Source organism: Bacillus sp. G1(2015b) (assembly GCF_001482475.1).
Taxonomy (GTDB): domain Bacteria; phylum Bacillota; class Bacilli; order Bacillales; family Bacillaceae; genus Bacillus; species Bacillus safensis.
The window spans coordinates 1-26,075 of sequence record NZ_LKIC01000004.1 but is presented as its reverse complement, the minus strand read 5'-3'; the positions used below and the strand labels follow the sequence as shown (position 1 = coordinate 26,075).

Sequence of the window (26,075 nt, the reverse complement as noted above, 5' to 3'; positions counted from 1 at the left end):
TATTTTTAGATCCTGTTCTGCTCTATTTATTTGAACGTACGAGTTCGGCTATGAAGGTTCGGCCGGGTTGGTTGATTTTTTTCGTTTCGAACATCTATATGTTGTGTTTTGAAAAAACATAGTATACTATATATAGTGAATAGCGAAATGATCAACAATACTAAAAACTAGGTCGTGATGGAATTGATTCAAATCGTATTTGATTCAAAAACAGGAAATGTTCAACGCTTTTTGGACAAGACCCCTTTTACAGACAAACGAAAATTGACTGGAGAAGAGTTTTTGGATACGCCGTTTATTCTCGTCACCTTTACGACAGGATTTGGACAAGTCCCTAGTACCACTCAGTCTTTTTTAGAAAAAAATGCTCACCTTTTACTAGGTGTTGCGGTGAGTGGCAACAAAGTGTGGGGAGATAATTTTGCAAAAAGCGCCGATACGATTTCTAAACAATATCAAGTTCCTATTTTGCACACCTTTGAACTAAGCGGAACAAAAAGGGATGTTGAATTGTTTACACAGGAGGTAGAAAGAATTGTCACAAAATCAGGTTCCAAAGTGGATACAATTAAATAACGAAATTATGATTCAAAAAGAAGGAAAGTTTCAGTTCGATAAGGACAAAGAAGCTGTACATAGTTATTTCGTAGATTACATTAATCAAAACACGGTCTTTTTTCACAATCTAGAAGAGAAGATTGATTACTTAATAGAAAACGACTACTATGAGGAAGAATTTTTAAGACAATACAGCATGGCAGATATTAAAGAAGTCTTTGAAGCTGCGTATGCCAAAAAATTTAGATTCCCATCATTTATGAGTGCATTTAAGTTTTACAATGACTATGCACTGAAAACAAATGATAAAAAGAAAATCCTTGAACGCTATGAAGACCGCATTTCAGTTGTAGCACTTTTCTTTGCGGGTGGGGATAAAGAAAAAGCACTTGAGTTTGTAGAACTGATGATCAATCAAGAGTACCAGCCAAGTACACCAACCTTCTTGAACGCTGGACGTAAAAGACGCGGTGAGCTTGTGAGCTGCTTCTTGCTTGAAGTAAATGACTCACTAAACGATATTTCAAGAGCGATTGATATTTCAATGCAGCTGTCAAAATTAGGCGGCGGCGTGAGTTTGAACCTGTCAAAACTTCGTGCAAAAGGCGAAGCAATCAAAGATGTAGAAAACGCGACAAAAGGTGTCGTCGGCGTGATGAAGCTTCTTGATAATGCATTCAGATATGCAGATCAAATGGGGCAAAGACAAGGATCAGGCAGTGCCTACCTGAATATTTTCCACAGAGATATCAATGATTTCTTAGATACGAAAAAAATCTCTGCCGATGAAGATGTTCGCGTGAAAACACTGTCCATTGGAGTTGTCATCCCGGATAAATTTATCGAGCTTGCTAGAGAAGATAAAACAGCTTACACTTTCTATCCGCATACCGTCTATAAAGAATATGGACAGCATCTTGATGAGATGGACATGGAAGAAATGTATGATGAGCTTGTAGAAAACCCGAAAGTTAAAAAAGAAAAAGTCAATCCGAGAAAGCTTCTTGAAAAATTGGCTGTTCTACGCTCAGAATCAGGCTATCCATATATCATGTTCCAAGATAATGTAAACAGAGAGCATGCTTTGAACCATATTTCACGAGTGAAATTCTCAAACCTTTGCTCAGAAGTGCTTCAGGCGTCAGAGGTTTCTTCTTACACGGACTATGATCAAGAAGATGAAATCGGTCTTGATATTTCTTGTAACCTCGGTTCATTAAATATCATGAATGTCATGAAAAACAAATCGATCGAAAAAACGGTTAAGCTTGCAACAGACTCACTAACGCTTGTGTCTGAAACAACAGACATTCGCAATGCACCAGCTGTTCGAAAAGCGAACAAAGCGATGAAGTCAATCGGACTTGGTGCGATGAACCTTCATGGGTATTTAGCTCAAAACCAAATTGCCTATGAAAGTGAAGAAGCAAGAGATTTCGCAAATACGTTCTTTATGATGGTGAACTATTATTCAATTAAACGCTCAAGTGAGCTTGCGAAAGAAAAAGGAGAAACATTCCATCGTTATGAAGGCTCTGGCTATGCAACTGGTGAGTACTTCAATAAATACGTGGAAACTGATTTCACACCAAAAACAGAAAAAGCAGCAGCACTATTTGAAGGCATGCACATTCCAACAAAAGAAGACTGGGCAGCACTCAAAGAATTTGTAGCGGAAAATGGCATGTATCACAGCTATCGTTTATGTATTGCACCAACAGGTTCCATATCTTATGTTCAATCGGCAACAGCCTCTGTGATGCCAATTATGGAACGTATCGAAGAAAGAACATACGGCAACAGCAAAACCTATTACCCAATGCCGGGTCTTTCAGCGCAAAACTGGTTCTTCTATAAAGAAGCGTACGATATGGACATGTTTAAAGTGGTCGATATGATCGCAACAATTCAGCAGCACGTCGATCAAGGAATCAGCTTTACACTATTCCTGAAAGATACGATGACAACGCGTGATTTAAACCGCATCGATCTTTATGCACACCATAAAGGCATTAAGACACTTTATTATGCAAGAACGAAGGATACAGGGCAGGAAGGCTGTCTTTCTTGTGTTGTTTGATTAAAGGAGAGTTTAACGTGACAAAAATTTATGATGCAGCCAACTGGTCAAAACACGAAGACGATTTTACACAAATGTTTTACAACCAAAATGTGAAGCAGTTCTGGCTTCCAGAAGAGATTTCCTTAAACGGAGATCTCTTGACGTGGAAATATTTAGGTGAAAAAGAGCGAGATACGTACATGAAGGTGCTTGCTGGACTGACTTTACTTGATACAGAACAAGGAAATACAGGGATGCCGATTGTGGCTGAGCATGTAGATGGTCATCAGCGTAAAGCGGTATTAAACTTTATGGCAATGATGGAAAATGCGGTACATGCGAAATCATACTCCAATATCTTCATGACACTCGCACCAACTGAAACGATCAGTGAAGTGTTTGAATGGGTCAAGAAGAATAAATTCCTGCAAAAGAAAGCAGATATGATTGTCAGTTTATACCGTTCGATTCAAAAGGACGATCCTATTTCTCTCTTTAAAGCAATGGTGGCTTCTGTTTATTTAGAAAGCTTCCTATTTTATAGTGGTTTTTACTACCCGCTATATTTCTATGGGCAAGGAAAGCTCATGCAAAGCGGTGAAATCATCAACTTAATTTTGCGTGATGAAGCGATTCATGGTGTGTACGTTGGATTATTAGCACAAGAAATTTACAACAAACAAACACCTGACGTGCAAAAAGAGCTGTATGATTTCTCAATTGACCTCTTGAACGAGCTTTATGAAAATGAACTTCATTACACTGAAGATATTTATGACCAAGTCAATTTATCGCATGATGTGAAAAAGTTCATTCGTTACAATGCCAATAAAGCGTTAATGAACCTTGGATTTGCCCCTTATTTTGAAGAAGAAGAGATTAACCCTATTGTATTGAACGGACTCAATACAAAAACAAAGTCGCATGACTTCTTCTCAATGAAAGGGAACGGCTACAAAAAAGCAACAGTTGAGCCGTTAAAAGATGACGACTTCTTCTTTGGAGATGAATCATAAGGAAAGCGTAAAAGTCAAAACGCATCACTCGTTTTGGCTTTTTGCCATTTCTAACAATGTGTTACATACTGGAGGTTACCGAACATGGGAAAAATGGACGAAATCATTTTAGTTGCACCGCGTACGCGCGTGTTCCAAAATGAAACACTTGCGTTTAATGGTGTGAACAGTGAAGAGAAAACAATCAGCACCATTATGAAAGAAATCGAAGAGCACTTCGAGCAGATGCGAAGAGGCGATGCAGAAGAAAATCCTGACTTCAAGCAGCCGATTCCTTATGTTGTGATTAAGCGTGAGGACGAAGTATATGTATACGAAAGACTTCAAGGAGGAGGAGAGACTCGCTTACATCATAAGTTATCTCTTGGCTTTGGGGGGCATATGAATTTCGTTGAAGGAAAAAACTTTGCTGAGATTCTAAAAGAAAATACGGATCGTGAGCTGGACGAAGAACTTTCAATTCAAGAAGAAGACAAACTTGAAATGAAAACCCTTGGATTAATCAATGACGATGACAACAGTGTCGGCCGTGTGCACATTGGACTGTTATCAGCGCTTGAACTATCTCCTGGTGCTCATGTAGAAGTAAAAGAAACAGATCAAATTTCAGGAAAATGGATGAAAACAGCCGATTTGAAAAAGCCTGAATACTTCGATCGTCTTGAAACATGGTCTCAATTTGTCGTCAATATCCTAGCGTAAATAAATACACAACAAACCGGCTCAGTAGAAGACTTGAGCCGGTTTGTTTCGTTACAACAGCTTAAAATTATTGGAAAACGAATGCGTCATGACCGGCCTGCTTCAATCTTGCGACGAGGTCATCTGCATTTTGCTTTGTACGGAAAGCCCCGGCCTGTACTCGGAACATACCTCCGACTAATACAACAAATGCGTCAAAGCCTTTGGATTTAAGTGTAGCTGCTAATTCATCTGCATTGGCTTTCACTTTGAAAGCTCCTGCCTGCACTTTATAAAGATTACTTGCTTTTTTTTTCAATTGAAAGGCTTCTTCTAGACCAGTCGCATGAGCGTGAGCGATGCCTTGAAGGAAGGTTGCGTTGCGGAGCTTATTAGCATCAGCTGTCGTATCAATGAAACCATTCTCTGTTAAAATAGCGGGCATAGAAGTTTCACGAAGAACGTGGAAGTTCGCAGTTTTCTTGCCGCGGTTAGCAAAATCAACTGAGCGGACAATTTCATCATGAAGGGCGTTGCGATACGTGGTGGTCGGTGCTGAAACGCCAGGATACACATAGCTTTCAAACCCTGTACCCCCGCCAGCATTAATATGAATAGACACGAAATAGTTAGCTCCCCAGCTGTTTGCTGCATTCGTACGCTGGGACAAAGTGACGGATTGGTCAGTTGAACGACTTAAGCGGACAGAAACCCCATCATATTCACTAATCAAAATGTCTCTCAGTAAAAGCGCGATTTGAAGTGTTATATTTTTCTCCAAAAGTCCATTAGCACTAGCTCCAGAATCTGTTCCTCCGTGGCCAGGATCAATAAAAATTTTCACCATCTATTCATCACCTCGTCTTTATTTTATGAGAAAATAGAAGAATTGCCTGTACAAAATGCGGAAATCATTGAGACTCTTTTCTGCATCATTTGTGATTAAAAAGCTACATTTTTCTAAGAAAAAACAAATTGTTGGTTTGTCCGCCCAAACGGGATGAATACAATGGAAATAGCACATCATTTCCTGGGAAACCGCAGAAATCCCTACAATATTCGGTATCTCGGGTCATTTTGACAGCAAACTTGGGCTTAAGCGGGCGATTGTCACGATTACAGCTCCACCCGAATAGAATAAAGAGAGAAGAGCGAGAGGTGAATACGTTGGAGCGAGCTGTCACATATAAAAACAACGGCCAAATCAATATTATACTTAACGGACAAAAGCAAGTATTGGTTGATGCAGACTCAGAGGCAGAATACCTAGAAGCCTTGCAGAAAAATGAGGCAAAACACAGCATCTTACGGGAAATAGAGCGTGAAATGAACAGCCTTGTCGGTATGGATGAAATGAAACGAAACATAAAAGAGATTTATGCCTGGATTTTTGTTAATCAAAAACGGCAGGAACAAGGGTTAAAGGTAGGAAAACAAGCGCTTCATATGATGTTCAAAGGGAATCCTGGCACAGGGAAAACCACAGTTGCAAGACTTGTCGGGAAGCTTTTCTTTGAAATGAATGTGCTCTCAAAAGGTCATTTAATTGAAGCAGAACGCGGTGATCTTGTTGGAGAGTACATTGGTCATACAGCGCAAAAAACAAGGGATTTAATTAAAAAATCACTAGGCGGTATTTTGTTCATTGACGAAGCCTATTCTCTTGCACGCGGAGGAGAAAAAGATTTTGGAAAAGAGGCGATTGATACCCTTGTAAAACATATGGAGGACAAACAGCACGAATTCATTCTGATTCTTGCTGGCTACTCCAAAGAAATGGATCATTTTCTTTCTTTAAACCCCGGTCTGCAATCAAGATTTCCAATCAACATCAGCTTTCCTGATTATACAGTCGATCAGCTCATGGATATTGCAAAACGAATGATGGCGGACAGAGAATATGTATTTACCCAAGAAGCTGAATGGAAGCTGCGGGATTATTTAATGCACATTAAAAGTACCACAAGCCCGGCAAAATTCAGCAATGGCCGGTTTGTGCGAAACACCATTGAAAAGGCCATACGAACCCAGGCGATGAGACTGCTTCTTGTGGATCATTATGATAAAAAAGATCTGCTGACCATTAAAAGTCACGATCTTCAAATGAAAGAGGATACGCCTTCTTGAAATGGCGTATCCTTTTTATAAAGAGTCACTAAAATAAACCATCCGAATAGTGGTATACGTGTGATCTGTTTGGTATGATGGTACTACTGAAAACTTAAGTACAGAAAGGAAACAACTGACGTTGAATGAACATGAAATGACTGAAAAAGCGATCCTTGTCGGCTGCCAATTGCCGCATGTAACGGATGAACGCTTTCAATACTCAATGGAAGAATTAGCTTCCTTAACCAAAACGGCTGGCGGTGAAGCTGTCAGCGTGATGACGCAGAAGAGAAATAGACAAGACAGCGCAACGTATATCGGTAAAGGGAAAGTAGAAGAACTTGAGGTGCTTTGCGAGGAGCTCGAATGTGATGTCATTATTTTTAACGACGAGCTTTCTCCAAGCCAGCTAAAAGCTTTGGCGACTGCTTTAGATGTAAAAATTATTGATCGTACGCAATTGATTTTAGATATCTTTGCAAAAAGAGCCCGTACAAGAGAGGGGAAGCTGCAAATAGAGCTTGCCCAGCTTCAGTATGCCCTGCCGAGACTAAGTGGACAAGGGATTAGCCTCTCAAGACAGGGAGGCGGAATTGGCGCAAGAGGTCCAGGTGAAACAAAACTTGAAACAGACAGACGCCATATTCGAAACCGCATTCACGAAATTAACGGGCAGTTATCTGCAGTCAAAGAACATCGAACAAGATACCGGGAACGCCGAAAGAAAAATGGTGTGTTCCAAATTGCCATTGTCGGGTATACGAATGCCGGAAAATCAACTTTGTTTAATCAATTAACAGAAGCAGATAGTCATGAAGAGGATCTGCTGTTTGCGACACTTGACCCAATGACACGTAAGATGACATTAGAATCTGGCTACAGTGTGCTCATTTCGGATACGGTTGGCTTTATCCAAGACCTTCCGACCACACTGATCGCCGCATTTCGTTCCACCCTTGAAGAAGTGAAGGAAGCCGACTATTTGCTTCATGTCATCGACTCTTCTAATGAGGATTATGAAGGACACGAACGAACGGTTCATGAGCTTTTAGAAGAATTAGAAGCGGACCGTATTCCGATGCTGACTGTTTATAATAAGGAAGATCAAATCCGACCAGATTTCATCCCATCTTCAAAGCATCGCCACATCTTAATCAGTGCTAGACGCAAAGAAGATGTAAAAAGGTTAAAAGCGGATATTATGGCTGAGCTGAAAAAAGCCTTTTTAAAGCCATATCATGTGAAGATTCCAGCGTATGAAGGGAAGCTCATCTCCGCATTAAAATCAGAAACGCTTGTGGAATCACTAGAATTTCAAAAAGAAGCAGAAATTTACGATATCACCGGATATAGTGGTGAGGATCAGACCATTTTAGGTCAAATCAAGAAGTATATGTTGGAAAGGAATTAAATCAAGATGTTTCACACATTAAAACACGGCAGTATTTTAGAAAAAGCAGCAGCAGAAACAGAACAAGAGATTTTACACGTGCATCAGCAAATTGATCAAACGAGCGAACAAAATGAGTGGCGGGTGCTTGAAAGCTATCGAAACCATAAAGTCAGTGACTCTCACTTTAATCCAACAACTGGATATGGCTACGATGATATGGGGAGAGACACGTTAGAAAAGATTTATGCGGATGTCTTCGGAGGAGAAAGCGGCCTTGTCCGTCCGCAGATCATTTCTGGCACACACGCGATTTCCATTGCTTTATTTGGTGTGCTGAGACCTGGCGATGAATTGATCTACATGACGGGAAAACCATACGATACGCTAGAAGAAATTGTCGGGATTCGCGGGAAAGAAGGGACAGGCTCATTAAAAGACTTCCAGATTGACTACAAAGCCATTGATTTGCTTCAAGATGGATCAGTCGATTACGACAAAGTAAAAGAGTCGATTTCTTCTAAAACAAAAGTCATCGGCATTCAGCGTTCAAAAGGCTATGCGTCAAGGCCATCCTTTACAATAGAAGAAATTGAGCAAATGATTTCATTTGTGAAAGAGATTAATGAAGAGATCATTGTGTTTGTAGACAACTGTTATGGTGAATTTACTGAATTACAAGAGCCGTGTCATGTTGGAGCTGATCTCATGGCCGGTTCACTTATTAAAAACCCAGGCGGAGGTCTTGCCAAAACAGGCGGCTACATCGTTGGAAAAGAAAAATGGGTCGAAGCTTGCTCTTATCGAATGACATCTCCGGGCATCGGCAGTGAAGCGGGTGCATCGCTGTATGCCCTCCAGGAAATGTATCAAGGTTTTTTCTTGGCGCCGCATGTTGTGGCTCAAAGCTTAAAAGGCGCAGTATTTACGGCTCGTTTTCTTGAGAAGCTCGGATTCCTAACAAACCCAGCATGGAATGCGAAAAGAACGGATTTAATTCAATCTGTCGAATTTGGAGATCCTAAAAAAATGATTGCGTTCTGTCAGGCAATCCAGTATGCATCTCCGATTAACAGTCACGTCACTCCACATGCAAGCTATATGCCGGGCTACGAGGATGATGTCATTATGGCAGCGGGCACATTTGTACAAGGAGCCAGTATCGAATTATCAGCCGATGGTCCGATCAGACCGCCTTATACTGCCTACGTGCAAGGCGGACTCACGTATGCCCATGTGAAAAATGCGATTTGCAGTGCTGTCGATGCCTTATTGGATCAAGGTTTTATTGAAGTGCCTGCTCAATAAAAAAACCATGTTAATATTCCTAACATGTTGTTGACACATAATATAACATGACATATAATAAATTTAAGCAAAGAGGAGGAGACAGTTGAGATGAGTGATAACATTCGCCGCTCAATGCCTTTATTCCCAATTGGGATTGTCATGCAGCTAACAGAATTATCTGCAAGACAAATTCGCTATTATGAGGAAAATGGTTTAGTATTTCCAGCAAGAAGTGATGGAAACCGCCGATTATTTTCTTTTCATGATGTTGATAAATTACTAGAAATTAAAAACCTCATCGAACAAGGTGTAAACATGGCAGGAATCAAAAAGCTTTTTGCCAAAGCTGAGGCAGAAAATCCATCGTCTGATAAAAAGACGGAGGAAAAAACCACAGCTAAGCACAACTTGTCAGATGATGAACTCAGGAAGCTGCTGAAGAAGGAACTCATTCAGGCTGGACGTTTCCAACAAGGAACGACCTTTAGGCAGGGGGATATGTCAAGGTTCTTCCGTTAACCAATTAGCAAAAGCATTGCTATACACATTTTACCTTTTGTAGGGGAGGAGTTTTACGAAATGGCAAAGTACACAAGAGAAGATATCGTAAAATTAGTAAATGAGGAAAACGTAAAGTACATCCGTCTGCAATTTACAGACATTCTCGGAACAATTAAAAATGTTGAGATTCCTGTGAGCCAGTTAGAAAAAGCTCTCGATAACAAATGTATGTTTGACGGTTCATCTATTGAAGGATTCGTACGTATCGAAGAATCAGATATGTACCTATACCCAGATCTAAACACATTTGTTATTTTCCCTTGGACAGCAGAAAAAGGTAAAGTTGCACGCTTTATTTGTGACATTTATAAGCCAGATGGGACACCGTTTGATGGAGACCCGCGTAACAACTTAAAGCGTATCTTAAAGGAAATGGAAGAACTAGGATTTAGTGATTTTAACCTTGGACCTGAGCCAGAATTCTTCTTATTTAAATTAGATGAAAAAGGCGAGCCAACGCTTGAACTAAACGATAAAGGTGGATACTTTGACCTTGCACCAACAGATCTAGGTGAAAACTGCCGCCGTGATATCGTGCTAGAACTTGAAGAAATGGGCTTTGAAATTGAAGCATCTCACCACGAAGTAGCACCAGGACAGCACGAAATTGATTTCAAATATGCAGGCGCAATCCGTTCTTGTGATGACATTCAAACATTCAAACTCGTTGTCAAAACCATTGCGAGAAAACACGGTCTTCATGCGACATTCATGCCAAAACCATTGTTCGGTGTAAACGGATCTGGTATGCACTGTAACCTATCATTATTCAAAAATGGTAAAAACGCATTCTTTGATGAAAAAGCAGATTTACAATTAAGCGAGACTGCTAGACACTTTATCGCAGGTATCGTCAAGCACGCAACAAGCTTTACAGCAGTCACAAACCCAACGGTTAACTCATACAAGCGTCTTGTACCTGGCTATGAAGCACCTTGCTATGTAGCATGGAGTGCACAAAACCGCAGCCCATTGATCCGTATCCCGGCATCACGCGGCATCAGCACACGTGTAGAAGTGCGCAGCGTAGACCCATCTGCAAACCCATACCTTGCACTAAGCGTATTACTTGCAGCAGGTCTAGACGGAATCAAAAACAAACTAGAAGCACCAGCACCAATCGACAGAAACATCTATGTCATGGACAAAGAAGAGCGCCTTGAAAACGGCATCGCTGACCTTCCTGCAACACTTGCAGAAGCACTCGAGCTGCTAAAATCAAACGAAGTCATGATCAACGCACTAGGCGATCACCTATTCGAGCACTTCATCGAATCAAAAGAAATCGAATGGGATATGTTCCGCACCCAAGTACACCCATGGGAACGCGATCAGTATATGTCTCAGTATTAATAAAGAAAACCCCTTGGAGCCATTGGCTTCAGGGGGTTTTTAAATAGGATTTGGTGGTCAAATTTATAATGATCACAACCAAAATGAGGATTGACCACTTTTTGTTCACCAAATTCAACAGATAATTTCAAAAGCATACAAAGCTAAAAGACCGCTCGTTTTAAGACTGGTGGCTCAGAATGATGGATAAAATGTCCTTAATAAACAAGACTCATTTAACATGCTTAAAGCTGTTAAGCTACCTAGAGAAACAAAGGTAGAAGATCGAATTATGGGAGTAATAGCAAAGAGCTACGAGTCAATACAAAGTATGTTTAACAATGTTGCTTCTTCAGTAGCTAACCCTAAACTTTCAGTTCTAGGACTTGAAGTGTTAGAGTCCAAAAATGTTTCGAACAATTATTCAGTGAATATGCACATTGATAAAATGGTTGGTGATGAAAAAGGGGCTAATAATACACTGCAAACAATTCGTAAAGGATTAAAGCAAATGAAAGGTAAGGTATGATGGGTGTATAGACTGTATTCTATATACCTGTTTTTGTTTGTTTTTTCCAAAATTTTGAGAGATAATAGGTGATGGATAGACGAATAAAGGTTAGAGGTGATTCTGTGAAAAGAGAGCAAAAGAAAGTATTTATATCATATAGTTGGACAACTGATACACTAGTAGATTGGGTAAGGAACGAACTCGCAACAAGATTAATGGAAGATGGTGTAGAAGTCATCTTGGATCAATGGGATCTTAAGGAAGGCCAAGATATATTTGTATTTATGGAGTCTATGGTCAATGATTCTTCAATTGATAAAGTTTTGATTATCTGTGAAAACGGTTATAAAGAAAAAGCAAACGGGCGAAAAGGTGGAGTAGGAACAGAAACCCAAATTATAACTCCAAAGGTCTATTCAGAAGCGAATCAAGAAAAATTTATTCCAATAGTTGCGGAACGAGACCATGATGGTAAGGATTTCATTCCAACTTATATGGAAAGTAGAAAATATATAGATCTTTCTAATGAAGAGCTATATCATCAGAACTACGAACAATTATTGAGAGTAATATTTGAAAGACCAGCAAATAGAAAACCTCAATTAGGAGTACCTCCGGAATATATTTTTGAAGATGAACAGATTAATGGGCACAAGTTGAAATCATTAATAAGCGAAATAAAGAAGGCTATGTTTCAGGATAATCATTTAAAAGTAAAAACGTACACAATTGAGTTTAAAAGGGAATTTATAAATAGTTTAGAAGAATTTAAAATTGTTGACAAAGACGATCATGATTCAATTGCCCAAGAAATAGAAAATAAAATTGATAACATGTTAATTTTAAAAAATGATTTAATTAATTTAATGGAGTATTTAATTACTAATGAGGCTTTAAAAGTAGATTTTTTAATGGAGTTCTTTGAAGAATTTTTTAATCAAATTATTGAAATTAAGTCTTTAACTGAAGGCAGTTATGCAATCATTCAATTTGATCAATATAAATTTTTCATAAAAGAAGTTTTTATTAATGTAGTTATGATTTTATTGCGACACTCCAATTTTCAATTACTAAATGAATTTTTATATTCGAGATATTGGGTTTTCAATAAATATAAGAATAACGGAAAAACAGGGGTGGGATTTGAAGCATTTAATACATATGTAAAAGCTTTAGATGAGATACAGGTTCTAAAAACTGGAATTGCATATTGGAGTTATAGTGCAGTAAAGATGACTAGAAGATTACCGAAAAATTACACTTCAAACGATTTTGGTAATACGGATTTAATTCTTTACTATATTTCATGCCATAAAAATATTGATGATGAAGTCTCTAGAGTTTGGTTTCCTCATGGGTACTTTTACTCGAAAGGAAAAATCGAAATGTTTCAAAGAATGGAATCTAAAAGATTTTTTGAGAAAATAAAACATTTATTTGGAGTAGACGACCAAGAAGGTTTTGTGAAATTAGTCAGTGCCTTAGAGTATCCACATAAGGGTGGGTATCCTGGATCTTTTGATGGTATTCCGGATATTAATTTTCATATAGATTCAGAATCAATTTGTAAGTATAAGTAGAGGTTATAGATTTTCACCTTATTTTAATGAAGGTACAAAATCCTAATAGATAAAGTCTAATCGTATATACAGTAAGAAAACAAACCAGTCCTGTTAATTATTCAAAAGAACTGGTTTGTTTTTAATAAGGGTTCAATATGCCTGACTTGAATATTACTTTCAATTCGTTATTATCTGTTAATATTCCTTCATTAATGAAATAATTAATATAAAAATAAAAATTTTTTAAAAAAAGAGTGTGATTTACATGAGTATATATGATTGGTCGTGGAATGTGAGGGGATGTCTGAATTTTAATAAGTTAATTGAAGTTGAAGAAAAATTATTTTGAAATTGTATATGTATATGAAATTAATACTTCTTTATATGAGAAGGATAGAAACAAAAGCTCAAGGAATCGAACCAACTGTACCAAATTGCCAAAGAAACTAAAAATAGCATTAAAAATCTGTAAAAAGTATATAGTTGTCATTGAAATCACTCCATTTGAAATTGCGTAAATTATCAGGCTAATCAAGACTAAGCATAATTTTAAAAAGATAAGGAGTTTAAATGTTAACTTTGGCAAGAAAGGATTTGAACCTTTCTGTTTGATTCGACATCTTCAACATTTGTTTTTTAAAGTATAACACATAAATCAAGAAGGTCAATTGATGGAATTACATTATGGATGGGGTATGAGGCCAACACCTTATTTGTTGTTCTTTAATTTATAAATTGTCGTATTAAAAAGAAAAAATGAAAGTAGGAATTAAATGTTAAACATCAAAATTCATGAAGAAGAAGTTAGAAAACTTTACATAGATGAATTGGAGAAACACTTAAAGAAGCTAGACAATGAAAAACTGTTCTGGAACACAAGGAGCTAGAACAAGATAGGGAACAAGTGGTATTATCCTGTAGCTCAAACTAAATAATTCCTATTAAAATTGATCAATAATCAGTAAATCAAAAAGGACTAAATTAAATGTGAATTGACCACCCAAATGACCACCAATGGATAATTTAACAATAGTTAAGATGAGGGTTCTATATTGATTTAATAGGGTTAAGACATTACAAATTACATATATTATATTGAGAAATATGTTCCGCATCAAAGACTCTTTTACTCCCTGTCTTAGAGGATACCTATGTTTAATTCTCTACTCTCCCATGTCGTTCCTCTTTTAAAGCACTCTACATAAAACATACCTTTTATATATAAGTATGTTTGCATTTTGCGGGATACCGAAAATTTTTAAAATGAACGCCTTGACTTTACATATGTTGTAAATATCATGTTAAAATTATACAAAGGAAATGATAGCAAGGGGGTAATGGGATGTCGAATTTGATTTCTTCTGTAGATGTAGCAAACACGCTCAACAAATGGTATTTACATATTAAAAAGAGGGAAGTTTCACAAGCAGTAGAGCTGAGGGATGAGATTCAACAAATGTTAGGCGAAATGGAAGAAAATCAAGATGTGTTACTCTATTTCAATATTCTTGATTACAGATTTAAGGTACTGATGGAAGATTTAGTGGGGCAACCAACAATAACAGAAAATGAAAGAGTCAAAACAGATGACATGCTAAGGTTTTACTTTTATCTTTTCAAAGGTATGTATGAGAGTGCAAAGAATAACTATTCAGAAGCCCTAGTCCTATTCAGAGTAGCTGAGAGACAGTTGGACAAGGTACATGATGAAATTGAAAAGGCTGAGTTCCATTATAAAATTGGCACACTCTACTATTTCAATAAAGTCACGCTTCTTTCTCACCATCATCTACAAACAGCAAAGGACATCTACAAAGGTCATGAAGGTTACAGCATACAGACCATAAACTGTAATATGTTGTTGGCACTGAATTTGATTGATGACGGTAGACTAGACAAAGCTGAACGGATACTTTTGGATTGTGTCGATAGACTGATTGAAAAGAATGATAAGAGATTGTTAGCTTTGGCTTATTATGATTTGGGATTTCTCAAAATTCAAGATGACCACCATATAGAAGCAATTGAATATTTTAACAAAGCAATTTCGGCAGATGATCTAAAACAGTCAGCTCCTGTTTCATACTTACAATGTGCGTATGAATTTGCAAGATCAAGCTACAAATCAAATCAGTTGGATCAGGCAATAAGTTGGGTTACTGAGGGGAAAAACTTCTCTAAAGAACAGCAGAACACAAACTTTATGTTGAAATTCAATATCCTTGAGAAATGTTATACAACACCACAGGAAAGCTATGAAGATATCAAGAAAGGGCTATGTCTTTTGGAAGAAAGAAAAGCATATGTTGATATAGAGGCTTTAGCTCCTGATGTTGCCTCCATTTATAAGAAGTTAAATCTTTATGAAGAAAGTAACTACTTCTTGGAATTGGCTTTAAAATCTTGTACGCTAATAGGAAAGGAGGTCATATGATCATGAAAAAAATAATGATGATGATTACTACTGCTTTGCTATTATGTGCAATTCTTGGAATGCCTGCTGGAGAACAAACTCAGGCAAATGCTAAAAATGAGGTAGTGTTGCTTTTCTCTAGAGGTGCAGGATCATAAAAGGGATAAGATTTTACTCCACACTACGGAGGATAATTGGTTAAAAAACGATTAAGTGGATTAAAGTGTCAGACTCCTTATGGTATTCTAGTAAAAGAATATTCCATAAAAGGAGTCTTTTTTATATGAAAATATTAGATGCTCCATCTTTACTGTCAGCTGCCGAACAAAGGTCAAAAGCCTATCAGGAGCTTCGAGACGAAATGCAGCATGTGAAAAAAGCATTAAAAAGTGTGTCAGGATTAGGTGATGAATTTACTGGAAAAGGTGCAGACAATATCAAAGCCTTTTATGAGGATCTTGCGCTTTACACAGACACTTATCTTGATTTTATTGATATGCAAAAAGCTTTTTTAGATGGGGTAAAAGGAAAGATTGATGATGAATCGTTAGGCGGGAGTACATTTATTGATGAGCACTTTTTAGATGCTCAATTGAAACAAGGCATTCAAAACAATAAAGATATGGTCAAGGAACAAAAAGAAGCCCTATCCACTATTTTTGACGACATCAGTGATCTCATAGAACTGAATGTATTTTCAAGTAAAGAGGTCAATGAACATTTAGATGATGCGAACAAAAAAAGAAAAGAGGCCATTGATGCTGTACATAAAATAGATCATGAGCTAAAAACAGAATACGCAAAATCAGAAGCGGTCGAAAAACACCTCGCAACTTTTTATGCAAAAATGATGGCTGCTACAGGAAAAGGGAAAAATGCGCAGCCAATGTATTACGATGCAAAAGCATTTCATGAGACAGATGTGTACAAGAATCATGATAAAATCGATGCTCAAGTGAAAGCATATTTAAAGGTGAAAATAGAAGAAAAAGAGAAACGAAGAATCAAAGAATTGAAAGAAAAACTCAACGATCCTTCGTGTATATCAGAGGAAAAATACTTTGAGATTGTAGACGAAATTGGATATGAAAATCTTTCTTACGATCAAAAAATGTATTACAGCCAGCTTCTCCAGGTCAAAGCGCAGGAAGAAGCATCAGAGGGGTTTGTTGATGTTGTAAAAGGAGCAGCAGTTGGTCTATATGATGTGGCCAAAGATACGGTAGTTGGCATCTATGATCTTGTGACAGATCCTGGAGGTGCCGTTGAATCGGTCGTAACGGCTGTTTCACATCCAATTGAAACATCGAAAGCGATTGGAAAGGCGATTTCAGACTCATTCCAAAAAGAAGTCATCGATGGTGATGCATATTCTCGATCACACTGGTTTGCCTATGCAACTGGTTCTCTAGCAGAAATCGTCTTTGGTTCTAAAGGGGCAGGTGCCATTACAAAAACGGGGACAACAGCAGCCAAAACGACGGTGAAGAAAGGCCTTGAGCAAGGAGCAAAATCATTAGACAGAGTTTCTATTCCGAATCTATTGCCATACTCACCAAAGTTTCAAATGGCTGGCGGCCCGAAGCTGCCGTATAACGTGTTTGACGGAGAAAATCTCAAAAATAAACTCCTCTCTATGGCAAAACGCCTGGACAATCAACCTGTATATGGAATCTCTAAAACAGGCAGACGCTTACCAGCACCAAAATCACCACCAACCGTTGTTAGTTACGGAGATCACTATGTGAGATGGAAACGTAAAAAAGTGTTAAAACCAAATGTTGTTTATTCAACAAAGCAAGGCTACACCTACACAACCGATCACTACGGACGTATTGTCAAAGTCGAAGCAAGTGATTTAAAATACGGAGAGGTTAAAAGAAACCAATATGCTCAATCCAATTCAGGAAAGCCTGATCGATTACTAGATGATGACGGAGGTCACTTGATTGCCTCTATTTTTAAAGGTTCTGGGGATATTGATAACCTTGTTCCGATGAATTCACAGATTAATAGAAGCGGTGGGAAATGGTACAAGATGGAGCAAACATGGATAAAGGCTCTAAGTGCAAACCCGCCCAAAAAAGTTAACGTAGAAATTAAACCCCTATACAATAGTGACTCATTGAGGCCAACAGAATTTAAAGTAAATTATACAATAGAGGGAAAATTGAAAAGAACTGTTGTGATACAGAATCAAGCAGGAGGTTGACAAAAAGGTGCAAAATCAAGCAGATCTATTTAAGAAAATCGCAGAAGAGGTTAATGAAATTATACCAACTGATTGGTATAAAATTATTCTTTATGCTGAAGTACTCGAAGATTCATCAGAAGTGTTTTTTTTCTTTAAAACAGACTGTGATAAAGAGTATATCTATTCTCATGATATTCCAGAAACGTTTAATGTAAGTGAAAATATTTATGAAGATTTACTTCTAAATTTACATGCTTTGTTTAAAGAATTGTGGGTTAATGATAAAGAAATTAATACTGATGTGTGGACTAGTGCAACATTAAAATTAAATAACAAAGGGGAGTTTTCCATCGAATATGATTTTTCAAATATATTAGAAGATGGAATAGATGAAGTTCAAAAACAGGAGATATGGATGTATCAAAATATTGGAATACTTCCAGAAGATCAGGAAGATCGAGAATTTGTGATTGAATATATTAAGAACAAAGAAAAGAATGATAACTAGTTTACTTGCATAGAAAGAGCACCGTTCCAGGCAGAATGGTGCTTTTATTCTTTAATGACTACTTTTAATTAACAATAAAACTTCTCTTTATTTAAACCGATAAACCGTCACCTCACAATCACCCAGTTCTTCTTCAATCATCTCTTCAACAATCGTCCAATCGCCACCGGCCAAGCCGCAGCCAATCCCATATGGAATGGCGATGGACGTCTGGTTTTTCTCTTCAGGTGAATGTGTCACTGTATCCTTTAGGTGTTGAAAGCAGCTACGTAATGCATCGTAGTCGGTTTGCTTTCTTGTTCTTCCATACCCAGCTTGGGCAAATAAGTTGGCAATTGTTTTTCCATCTTTTGTTGTGATGAGTTGAATGGAGCTTAGCAAGTCATCTCCTTGTTCTGTACATAACTGTTTATAATCTTTGAACACATTCGGATATTTGCTTTTGATCTGTTTCGCTAATCCAGCTCCCATGACTCCTTTACAGTTCACCTGGTGACAAATGATGTCTTCGCTTGCCTCTAATATATTACCGTCTACCGTTTTGATCATATGCAGTAACCCCTTTTTGATAAAATGCAAACTTATGTTCTATTATAACAGTTTTGTTCCTGTGATTTAATAGCCTTTGATGAGTTTTTAGTTAGTACATGATGTTCAAGTGACAGTAAAGTGACAAACCTGTCATATGATTCCATGGTTTGTTCGTTCGATCGATGGAGGCAGACATCTCATTTCAATTATCCTTATCATAAATCAAGTAAAAAAGGATGAAATGAGATGCGGGGATTTAATGAAGATTTATTTAGGTGGGTGAATCAGCTCAGTATTGATTATGGTTCCTTGAATCCGATATTTATTGGACTAGCTGAATATACAGTGCTGCTGGCAGCGCTCATGTGTTTGTTTGTATGGTTTCAAAATCGCAGTAGGTACAATAGGGCGATGGTCGTTTCTGCTGGACTGACCTTCATATTGGCAGAGTTACTTGGCAAAATTGCAGGAGTGTTTTATTTCAATCAGCAGCCCTTTGCAGAAATGAGCCACGTCAATCTTTTGATTCAAAAAGAAGTGAATAACTCGTTTCCGAGTGATCATACGATCTTTATTTTTTCGATTTGCCTGATCTTTTGGCTGTTTCATAAACGCCATTTTTATTGGCTGATCATTGCGTGTGCTGTTGGATTTTCAAGGGTTTGGGTAGGTGTTCATTATCCATTTGATGTCTTCGTAGGAGCTGCTATAGCGTGTTTAACAGCCGCTGCTGTTGTATATTTGCCGATATTTCAAAAAAGTGTTAATTCCATCTTGTCATGCTATGAGTGGCTTGAACAGAAATTGGTAGGGAAGAGAACTAAATAACATGCAGCAGTAAAATACCCCGATCTGTTAACGGCTGAGATCGGGGTACTGTTTATTTTCGCCAAAACGTTGAACAATCCGCTTTGTCTTCGATATTAAATTCAATGATTTTTTTCAGAAGAGGATAATCAACTGGCAAGCTTTCTTTCATGCGAAACATCTTTTTTCCATGATCGTACCCAGCTTGTACAATGTCAGCTGAAAATTGATCAATTCCTTTTCCTTCTGGTGCGACAGAAATGTGATGTTTTGCGACGCTAAACCCAATAATAAATGTGCCGTGATCTGTGAACATAGGCTGATTCCAAGCAATTCTTGGCTCTAATTGAGGGAATGTGTCTTCTACCCATTGTAAGATGTCTTGAGTGCGCTGCTTCAGCTCGGGGTTACCGATGTTGCTGATATATTCTTCAAACACATGCATGATATTTATCCTCCATTTCCATCGACCTCATAAGCCTCAGACGGGATTCGAACCCGCACTCCTTTCGTAAGCATAGGCTAGGGGCAACACGCTTCCCTACGGAATTTCACCGACAGGAATTTCACCTGTCTCAGCTCATGTGCTTTTCGGTGCTTCTGAAACCCTTGCCTTGCGACCCGCCAGCTACAATTTGTTTTACGGCGCTCTTCCCTTCTAGAGCTACTGAGGCGTGTAAGTGATTGATCATATTATATAAAGAAACTGGATAAATGAAAAGCTGCGCTGATCATTAGTTTACTGATCATTAGGCGAATCGTACAAAATAGTCTTTGAAATGATGCGGTATTAACCATCATAAGATTAGAAAGCCCTAACAATGGGCTTTTTTCATTTCATCTCGAGTTGTTTATTTTAAAAAAAGGCGGAATTTTTTCGCAAATATCATTGACTAGGAGAAAGAAACGCACTTTCAATGGAAACGGTTATTGAAGATTCAAGTGATTCATATTAAAATGATGTCAAATGGACGAATTAGCAATTGCTAATAGAAGTTCCATATTTAGTGAAATCATGTGCTGCAGCTGAAGGTGATTGGGGGTGTAGAATGAGCAAAGTTCCTGTTGCGGAATTGGCATCATTATTAAATGACTGGAACATGGAAATCAAAAAAGATCATGCAGATGAGGCAGAACGGTTATTTGCCAAAGCGAAACAAGCAGTAGAGGAAATTGACGATGCGGATATCCTCATATACTATTCTCTTCTTGAGAAAAGACATCACATTCTTATGTACAATTTAAGAGGGCAAAAGGGCAATGTTTCAACGAAAAGTATAGAGGGTCATTATGGAAAAAAAGAAGATGACCTGTCTAATCGTCTTGCCTATTATTTCGATTTCTATGAGGGTGTGTATGAGCAGCATCAAGGTAATTATGAGGTTGCATTGCAAATGTATCAAAGTGCTGAAAAGCTCTTAGATAAAATTCCAAGTGAGATAGAACGTGCTGATTTCGATTTTAAAGTGGCATGGCTTTACTACCGGCTTAGTCATATCATGCTCTCATTAAGCTATATCCGCAGAGCGCTCCACGTCTATAAGCGGCACAAGCAATATGAAAGAAGAACGGCCCTTTCATACTCTCTTATAGCAGCGAATCTAACAGAGATCGGCCGGTATGAAGAGGCGCTTGAGAATTATCGTCTGGCAGAAGAAGTTTTGACAAGTGAGCAGGATGATTTTATGCTGGCTCAGCTTCATCACAATGTGGCCATTTTATATTCATTTTGGAACAAACCGAAGGAATCGATACGTCATCTTGAAAAAGCACTGTCCCATCAAGAGTACTATGATTCAGATTTCTTTTTCCATTCTACGTATCTGATCAGCCGGGAACTCTGTGTGATTGGTGAAAAGCAGCGTGCAAGCCAATATATAGAGGCTGCATATGCCAGAATAAAAGATGCTTCGCATGAAGTGTTTCAGCTAAAAATAGGCATCGTACATGATCTTTACTTAACGCATGCGCCACAAAGATTTCAGCAAATTGATGAGAAATTAAGAAAGTTAGAAGAGAAGAATGAATATCATGAAGTAAAAGAGCTATCACAATTTGCAGCAAAATATTGTGAAAAGCAAGCACTTTATGAGCAGTCTGTTTTTTACTTGAACAAAAGTTTAGAAGCGGATTTACATATGAAAAGAATGGGGTTGATTTAAGATGAAAACAGGATTAAAAGTATTATTTGTTGTCGGTTTAGCAGTGGCTGCGTCTGTTCTCACGCAAAACGTTGCGGGTTCATTCGAAGTTGCAGAAAAAATCATTGGTGGTTAATACCATGTATCTCTCGCCCTTGTTGATATCGTCAGCAAGGGTTTTTTGTGTTTTAATAGGCTCTTCTTATTAAACGCTGCAAGAACGTTTAATAAGAAGAATTCGCAACAAAGGGGGTGTGCAAATTTATTACCTGCTCCATTATTCTAAATAAACATAGGGCAGAGCAACAAGTTAAAAAGGTCACTTTTCTTTGCTTAATTTAATTTTTTGCAGGACTTTTCATTCAAATTTTATCAAATTGGTCTAATGTACATAGAAGGAAAAGAAAAAGCAGGAGCACCGCCCCTTTTGTCATGCATATGATGAGATAAGGTCTGATTTGAAGGCAGGTGATTGTATGTATCCACGGGTTTATGGTGGTTTTCATGGAGGCGGTTTTAGCGGAGGCGGGGCACATATTGGGCCAGTTGGTTCCCATATCGGCTTTGGCGGATATTATTTGAGCCCTGGTGTATTCTCTGGCTTAGGCGGTTTTCCCGGGTACGGAGGATTCGGGACATTTTCTGGATATCCATATGGTTCTACGTTCATCATGGGGCGCCCTCCTGGATTTTATGTGAGGAGTTATTAGTGTAAGATCACATTAATTGAAATAGCCATCTAAAGAGAGGCTATTTCAATTGGTGAAAGTGCTTCAATCCAGCTGTTATCACAATGATGCCTAGAATGATGATCGGCAGCCAAATGATGATAAACGGATCGTAACGATCTGTGTATGCAGCTAAAGCCGCACCAAGGCAATAGAAGACAATAGAGCCTATTCGCATCAAGCTGACAAGCTGGATAGGAGCTTTTCTTTTTTCCCTGTATGATATGCGCTGAGCTGCATCTTCAAATAGATTAGCGAGTGTACTCGTGAGAACAGTTGTGGAAATGCCAGCAACATTCAATTTACGAGCGGCTGCTGTCTGCATGCCCATGGCCATACTTAAAAGGATGATCAGCATAAAGTAAGCACCTTGTGTATAAGGGAAAATGGTCATGAAAGCAAATAGAAGCAAAATCATCACTTCTATGATAAAAATGCGTGTCACGGCTTTTGGCCAAAACGCTTTCTCATGCTTCCCGCCTACCACAACTGCAAGTAAAACCCCTAAAACGAATCCACTTAGAGCAATGATAGAATGCAGGGCCGTTAGCTGCAAAGAGCTTCCCGCTGCAATGCCAAGCAGCACAATATTACCTGTCATATTGGCTGTAAACACATGCCCTAGGCTTAAATAGCCAATTACATCCACAATTCCTGCGGAAAGACATAAGAAAATCAAAGCTGTATTACGAAATGAATGTGCGGTCAAAATCGTCATCCCTTTCTTCCTCTCTAATGAATAAGTGTAACGCTTCATGACCGCGGATGTCCATCTGATGAGAAGGTCACATGTGTGCAAGCTGATGTAAGACTTGTCTAAAAGCATCATCGTTCACAAGGTGCCTCATGCGGCGGAACGGATCGCCTTTTTCCTTTAAACGCTCTATGACAGCTGGCATCGTAAAAAGAGTAGGATGAAGCTCATCATGATAGAGTTCGTCCCATTCAAGCGGTGTCGCAACAAGTCCAAGCTCATTTCCTCTCGGGGAATATGGAGCGATAATTGTTTTTCCAGCATCATGCTGAATGTAGTCTAAATACAAGCGATTGCCGCGATTTTTCTTAAGACGTTCCAGAGTAAATAGATCCGGTGCTTGCTCACATAAAAATTGGCATATAAACGAAGTGAATTGCCTTGTTTCTTCGTATGTGAAGGCATTTTTCTTTAAAGGAATATAGACCTGAAGCCCTTTACCTCCGCTTGTTTTAATAAAAGCTGTGAGAAAAAGTCCGTCTAAAAGCGCTTTGATTCGTTTAGCAGCTTCGATGGCTAGATGAAATTCATTTACAGATGGCGGGTCCAGATCAAAGACGATTTCTGTCGGCCGATCCGTATCTCTTGTTTCAAAAGGGATATGAAATTCCATCGCTAGCTGGTTGCCAAGCCAAAGAAGCGTACGAGGATCATTACAGACCGTGTAAGAAATATCATCAACTTCATCTGTCAAAACAAAATCCGGCGCATAATCAGGAGTTGACTTTTGATAAAAGAATTCGTCTCCACTGCCATGCGGATACCGAATTAAAGTAAGACGCCTTTCACGTAAAAAGGGCAAAAGATAGGGAGCCACTTGTCTTAAATAAAGTAAGTAATCTGCCTTGTTCAGTTGAAGGGCCGGGACAATCGGTTTCTCAGGGTGAGTGACGTCTATAACAGTAGGGAGTGGATACAGCTGTTTAAGCATTTGCTGAAATGTACATGCTGATGGATCCGCATCCAGTAAAAAGGAAGAGAAACGCGGCTCTCTTAAGGCCGATCCATCAAAGGATATACAAGCAATGCTGGCAACGATAGAAGGAGGAATTTCATATGATGATCCTCCTGTTAACTGGCCCTTTGTCTGAAATAGCGTGCGCAGTGTTTGTTCTTCTTCTTTAGATAATCCATGCTTGAATTGGACAACCTCGATGAGAGCGGAATCTTGATAAATGCAGCCTTGAAAATAGCCATTTTCTTTGTCAAAACGGGTTACAATGACAGATACATACCGCCAGTTTTTTATTTTCAGCCATTCTTTTGAACGAGTATTGTCATGCCATTTACTCGTCTTTTTTTTCGCTACTAATCCTTCTGCTAAATACATTGTCATCAAGTTTTTCATGTATTCAGAGTCTGGGTCTGTATGAATGACCTGCAGAAGGGAAGGGTGCTCCAGCTGAACTGATGAAGGGAGCTTTGCGTCTTGGAAAACTTGCTGCAGCTGATTTTTTCTTTCCATCAACGGTAAATCAACGAGAGGTTTCCCTTTACATCTTAATAGATCAAACGCAATGAAATGACATGGAAATCGTTCAGCCTGTCTTTGGATGGCTTCTTTGTTTTTCAGCCGGCCTCTTTGCTGAACCTTCGCAAACTCACTTTGCTGTTCACTGAGTAAAAAGACCAATTCTCCGTCAAGTGTCAGTGGTAAAAAGGGAGCAAATTCGTCTCTTAATTGTTCGCACTGATCCATCACTTCAGGAAATTGCTCATTTAGCTGTTTTCCGGTCCTGCTTTCTAAACGAATCTCGTCTTCTTCCCATACAAGAATAGCCCGAAAGCCATCATATTTTAATTCATACACCCAGTCTGCACCGGTAGGAATATCATGTGCAGGTGTTAATCGCATAGGTTTCATTGTGCATGTCACTTCCTTATATCATGTGTTCTTAGAGTGGGATGAAATTTTCAATCACATACATAAGTATGGTGAAAACATTACATAGTAAGGAGAAAAGAACGGAGGAAGCGCGATGCATACAGTATGGAAAGGCGGCATTAGTTTCGGATTGGTCAATATTCCAGTCAAGCTGTTTACCGCTACAGAGAACAAAGACATTAAATTAAGACAGCTGCATAAAGAATGTCACACGCCCATTAACTACAAGAAAGTATGTGCCAATTGCGGTGAAGAGGTAGCGCCAGAACAAATTGTGAAGGCGTATGAATATGCGAAAAATAAATTTATTGAATTGGACGATGAAGAGCTAGAAAAACTGCGAAAAGAAAATGAAGAAAAAGCCGTTGAAATCATTGATTTTGTAAAGATTGAAGAGATAGATCCAATCTATTATGAAAGAAGTTATTTCTTATCACCGGATACCGGCGGAGCGAAGGCTTATTCATTATTAAGAAAAGCTTTAGAGGAATCAGGGAAAATTGGTGTAGCAAAAATTATGATCCGCTCCAAGGAGCAATTAGCGATCGTTAGGTGCTATGAACATATTTTGCTGATGGAAACCATTCATTTCCCTGACGAAATTAGACAAGTATCAGATGTACCGAATATTCCCCAAGAGGAGAACATTGTCAAGAAAGAGCTAGATACAGCGCTCCTTTTAATCGAGCAGCTGACCACGACATTCGATCCAGCGGTATATCAGGATGAATACAGAGAACAGCTGATGAATTTAATTGGCGATAAAATATCTGGAGAACATACCGTTCAACCAGAAACGACAGGCAAAAAAGATCCTGCATCCAATGTGACTGATTTAATGGCCGCACTACAGGCATCAATCGACCGATCAAAACCAGCCAAAGCGAAAAAAGCAGCGCCTAAGAAAAGAAAAACACCAGCGAAAAAAGAAAAGAATGCATAAAATAAGACCGCTGACAAGCGGTCTTAAATTGTTGACAAAAGACTAAAATGATCTTTATTTTAGCCTTTTGTTTTCCTTCAGCGTGATAGAAAACCTTTG

At 38.5% G+C, this 26,075-nt stretch carries 24 protein-coding genes; 19 read left to right on the top strand and 5 right to left on the bottom strand.

Going from position 1 to position 26,075, the window contains the following annotated elements; all coding sequences use genetic code 11:
* Window positions 1-183: 183 nt before the first annotated feature.
* The 4 genes from nrdI (at window position 184) to AMR95_RS03730 (ending at window position 4,338) form a co-directional block, all read left to right on the top strand.
* Complete coding sequence (gene nrdI / locus AMR95_RS03745; RefSeq protein ID WP_008360380.1) at window positions 184-576, top strand: class Ib ribonucleoside-diphosphate reductase assembly flavoprotein NrdI; 393 nt, start codon at window positions 184-186, stop codon at window positions 574-576.
* Window positions 536-2,638, top strand: a complete 2,103-nt coding sequence (gene nrdE / locus AMR95_RS03740) for a class 1b ribonucleoside-diphosphate reductase subunit alpha (protein WP_058837641.1) — start codon at window positions 536-538, stop codon at window positions 2,636-2,638. Before nrdI ends, nrdE begins: the two co-directional genes overlap by 41 nt.
* A gap of 17 nt (window positions 2,639-2,655) precedes the next feature.
* On the top strand, window positions 2,656-3,636 hold the full coding sequence (gene nrdF / locus AMR95_RS03735; protein WP_024424085.1) for a class 1b ribonucleoside-diphosphate reductase subunit beta: 981 nt from the start codon (window positions 2,656-2,658) through the stop codon (window positions 3,634-3,636).
* Window positions 3,637-3,720: 84 nt separating this feature from the next.
* Window positions 3,721-4,338 (top strand): hypothetical protein, encoded by a 618-nt coding sequence (locus AMR95_RS03730; protein WP_058837640.1) that lies wholly within the window; start codon window positions 3,721-3,723, stop codon window positions 4,336-4,338.
* Between the two features lie 67 nt (window positions 4,339-4,405).
* Here AMR95_RS03730 and AMR95_RS03725 read toward each other — a convergent pair whose 3' ends face one another.
* Window positions 4,406-5,164: an N-acetylmuramoyl-L-alanine amidase gene (locus AMR95_RS03725; RefSeq protein ID WP_058837639.1), complete on the bottom strand. Its 759-nt coding sequence runs from the start codon at window positions 5,162-5,164 to the stop codon at window positions 4,406-4,408.
* Window positions 5,165-5,484: 320 nt separating this feature from the next.
* Here AMR95_RS03725 and spoVK point away from each other — a divergent pair, with 320 nt between their 5' ends.
* From spoVK to AMR95_RS03675, 11 genes are all read left to right on the top strand, one after another.
* A complete protein-coding gene (gene spoVK, locus AMR95_RS03720) occupies window positions 5,485-6,444 on the top strand; it encodes a stage V sporulation protein K (RefSeq protein WP_024424083.1) in 960 nt (319 codons plus the stop codon).
* A 121-nt stretch (window positions 6,445-6,565) separates the two neighbouring features.
* Complete coding sequence (hflX, locus tag AMR95_RS03715; protein WP_041084763.1) at window positions 6,566-7,837, top strand: GTPase HflX; 1,272 nt, start codon at window positions 6,566-6,568, stop codon at window positions 7,835-7,837.
* A 6-nt stretch (window positions 7,838-7,843) separates the two neighbouring features.
* Window positions 7,844-9,124 (top strand): methionine gamma-lyase family protein, encoded by a 1,281-nt coding sequence (locus AMR95_RS03710; protein WP_058837638.1) that lies wholly within the window; start codon window positions 7,844-7,846, stop codon window positions 9,122-9,124.
* Window positions 9,125-9,214: 90 nt separating this feature from the next.
* Entirely contained in the window at window positions 9,215-9,625 is a 411-nt protein-coding gene (locus AMR95_RS03705) for a MerR family transcriptional regulator (protein WP_039178801.1), read from the top strand.
* Between the two features lie 60 nt (window positions 9,626-9,685).
* On the top strand, window positions 9,686-11,020 hold the full coding sequence (gene glnA, locus AMR95_RS03700; RefSeq protein WP_025093273.1) for a type I glutamate--ammonia ligase: 1,335 nt from the start codon (window positions 9,686-9,688) through the stop codon (window positions 11,018-11,020).
* A gap of 220 nt (window positions 11,021-11,240) precedes the next feature.
* Complete coding sequence (locus tag AMR95_RS03695; RefSeq protein ID WP_228279915.1) at window positions 11,241-11,528, top strand: hypothetical protein; 288 nt, start codon at window positions 11,241-11,243, stop codon at window positions 11,526-11,528.
* 104 nt (window positions 11,529-11,632) lie between these two features.
* Entirely contained in the window at window positions 11,633-13,090 is a 1,458-nt protein-coding gene (locus AMR95_RS03690) for an SEFIR domain-containing protein (RefSeq protein WP_197412116.1), read from the top strand.
* A gap of 1,324 nt (window positions 13,091-14,414) precedes the next feature.
* The gene (locus AMR95_RS03685) at window positions 14,415-15,506 is read left to right on the top strand and encodes a Rap family tetratricopeptide repeat protein (protein ID WP_058837635.1); all 1,092 of its coding nucleotides are present in this window, start codon (window positions 14,415-14,417) and stop codon (window positions 15,504-15,506) included.
* 2 nt (window positions 15,507-15,508) lie between these two features.
* Window positions 15,509-15,643: a hypothetical protein gene (locus AMR95_RS19480; protein ID WP_260853792.1), complete on the top strand. Its 135-nt coding sequence runs from the start codon at window positions 15,509-15,511 to the stop codon at window positions 15,641-15,643.
* Window positions 15,644-15,768: 125 nt separating this feature from the next.
* Window positions 15,769-17,697, top strand: a complete 1,929-nt coding sequence (locus AMR95_RS03680; RefSeq protein WP_058837634.1) for a T7SS effector LXG polymorphic toxin — start codon at window positions 15,769-15,771, stop codon at window positions 17,695-17,697.
* Between the two features lie 7 nt (window positions 17,698-17,704).
* A complete protein-coding gene (locus AMR95_RS03675) occupies window positions 17,705-18,187 on the top strand; it encodes an immunity protein YezG family protein (RefSeq protein ID WP_058837633.1) in 483 nt (160 codons plus the stop codon).
* A gap of 87 nt (window positions 18,188-18,274) precedes the next feature.
* Here AMR95_RS03675 and AMR95_RS03670 read toward each other — a convergent pair whose 3' ends face one another.
* Complete coding sequence (locus tag AMR95_RS03670) at window positions 18,275-18,736, bottom strand: macro domain-containing protein (RefSeq protein ID WP_058837632.1); 462 nt, start codon at window positions 18,734-18,736, stop codon at window positions 18,275-18,277.
* A 228-nt stretch (window positions 18,737-18,964) separates the two neighbouring features.
* Between AMR95_RS03670 and AMR95_RS03665 the strand changes: the two genes are divergently transcribed.
* Window positions 18,965-19,546: an undecaprenyl-diphosphatase gene (locus AMR95_RS03665; protein ID WP_058837631.1), complete on the top strand. Its 582-nt coding sequence runs from the start codon at window positions 18,965-18,967 to the stop codon at window positions 19,544-19,546.
* A gap of 52 nt (window positions 19,547-19,598) precedes the next feature.
* On the opposite strand, the gene AMR95_RS03660 is transcribed toward AMR95_RS03665, so the two are convergent.
* Entirely contained in the window at window positions 19,599-19,970 is a 372-nt protein-coding gene (locus AMR95_RS03660) for an iron chaperone (protein WP_058837630.1), read from the bottom strand.
* Window positions 19,971-20,574: 604 nt separating this feature from the next.
* Here AMR95_RS03660 and AMR95_RS03655 point away from each other — a divergent pair.
* Window positions 20,575-21,687: a response regulator aspartate phosphatase gene (locus AMR95_RS03655; RefSeq protein ID WP_039178848.1), complete on the top strand. Its 1,113-nt coding sequence runs from the start codon at window positions 20,575-20,577 to the stop codon at window positions 21,685-21,687.
* A gap of 455 nt (window positions 21,688-22,142) precedes the next feature.
* A complete protein-coding gene (locus AMR95_RS03650; protein ID WP_024425111.1) occupies window positions 22,143-22,376 on the top strand; it encodes a hypothetical protein in 234 nt (77 codons plus the stop codon).
* A gap of 40 nt (window positions 22,377-22,416) precedes the next feature.
* Here AMR95_RS03650 and AMR95_RS03645 read toward each other — a convergent pair whose 3' ends face one another.
* A complete protein-coding gene (locus AMR95_RS03645; protein WP_058837629.1) occupies window positions 22,417-23,112 on the bottom strand; it encodes a YoaK family protein in 696 nt (231 codons plus the stop codon).
* A 67-nt stretch (window positions 23,113-23,179) separates the two neighbouring features.
* Window positions 23,180-25,012, bottom strand: a complete 1,833-nt coding sequence (locus AMR95_RS03640; protein ID WP_058837628.1) for a DNA ligase D — start codon at window positions 25,010-25,012, stop codon at window positions 23,180-23,182.
* A 115-nt stretch (window positions 25,013-25,127) separates the two neighbouring features.
* Between AMR95_RS03640 and ku the strand changes: the two genes are divergently transcribed.
* Entirely contained in the window at window positions 25,128-25,976 is an 849-nt protein-coding gene (gene ku / locus AMR95_RS03635) for a non-homologous end joining protein Ku (protein WP_058837627.1), read from the top strand.
* Window positions 25,977-26,075 lie beyond the last annotated feature (99 nt).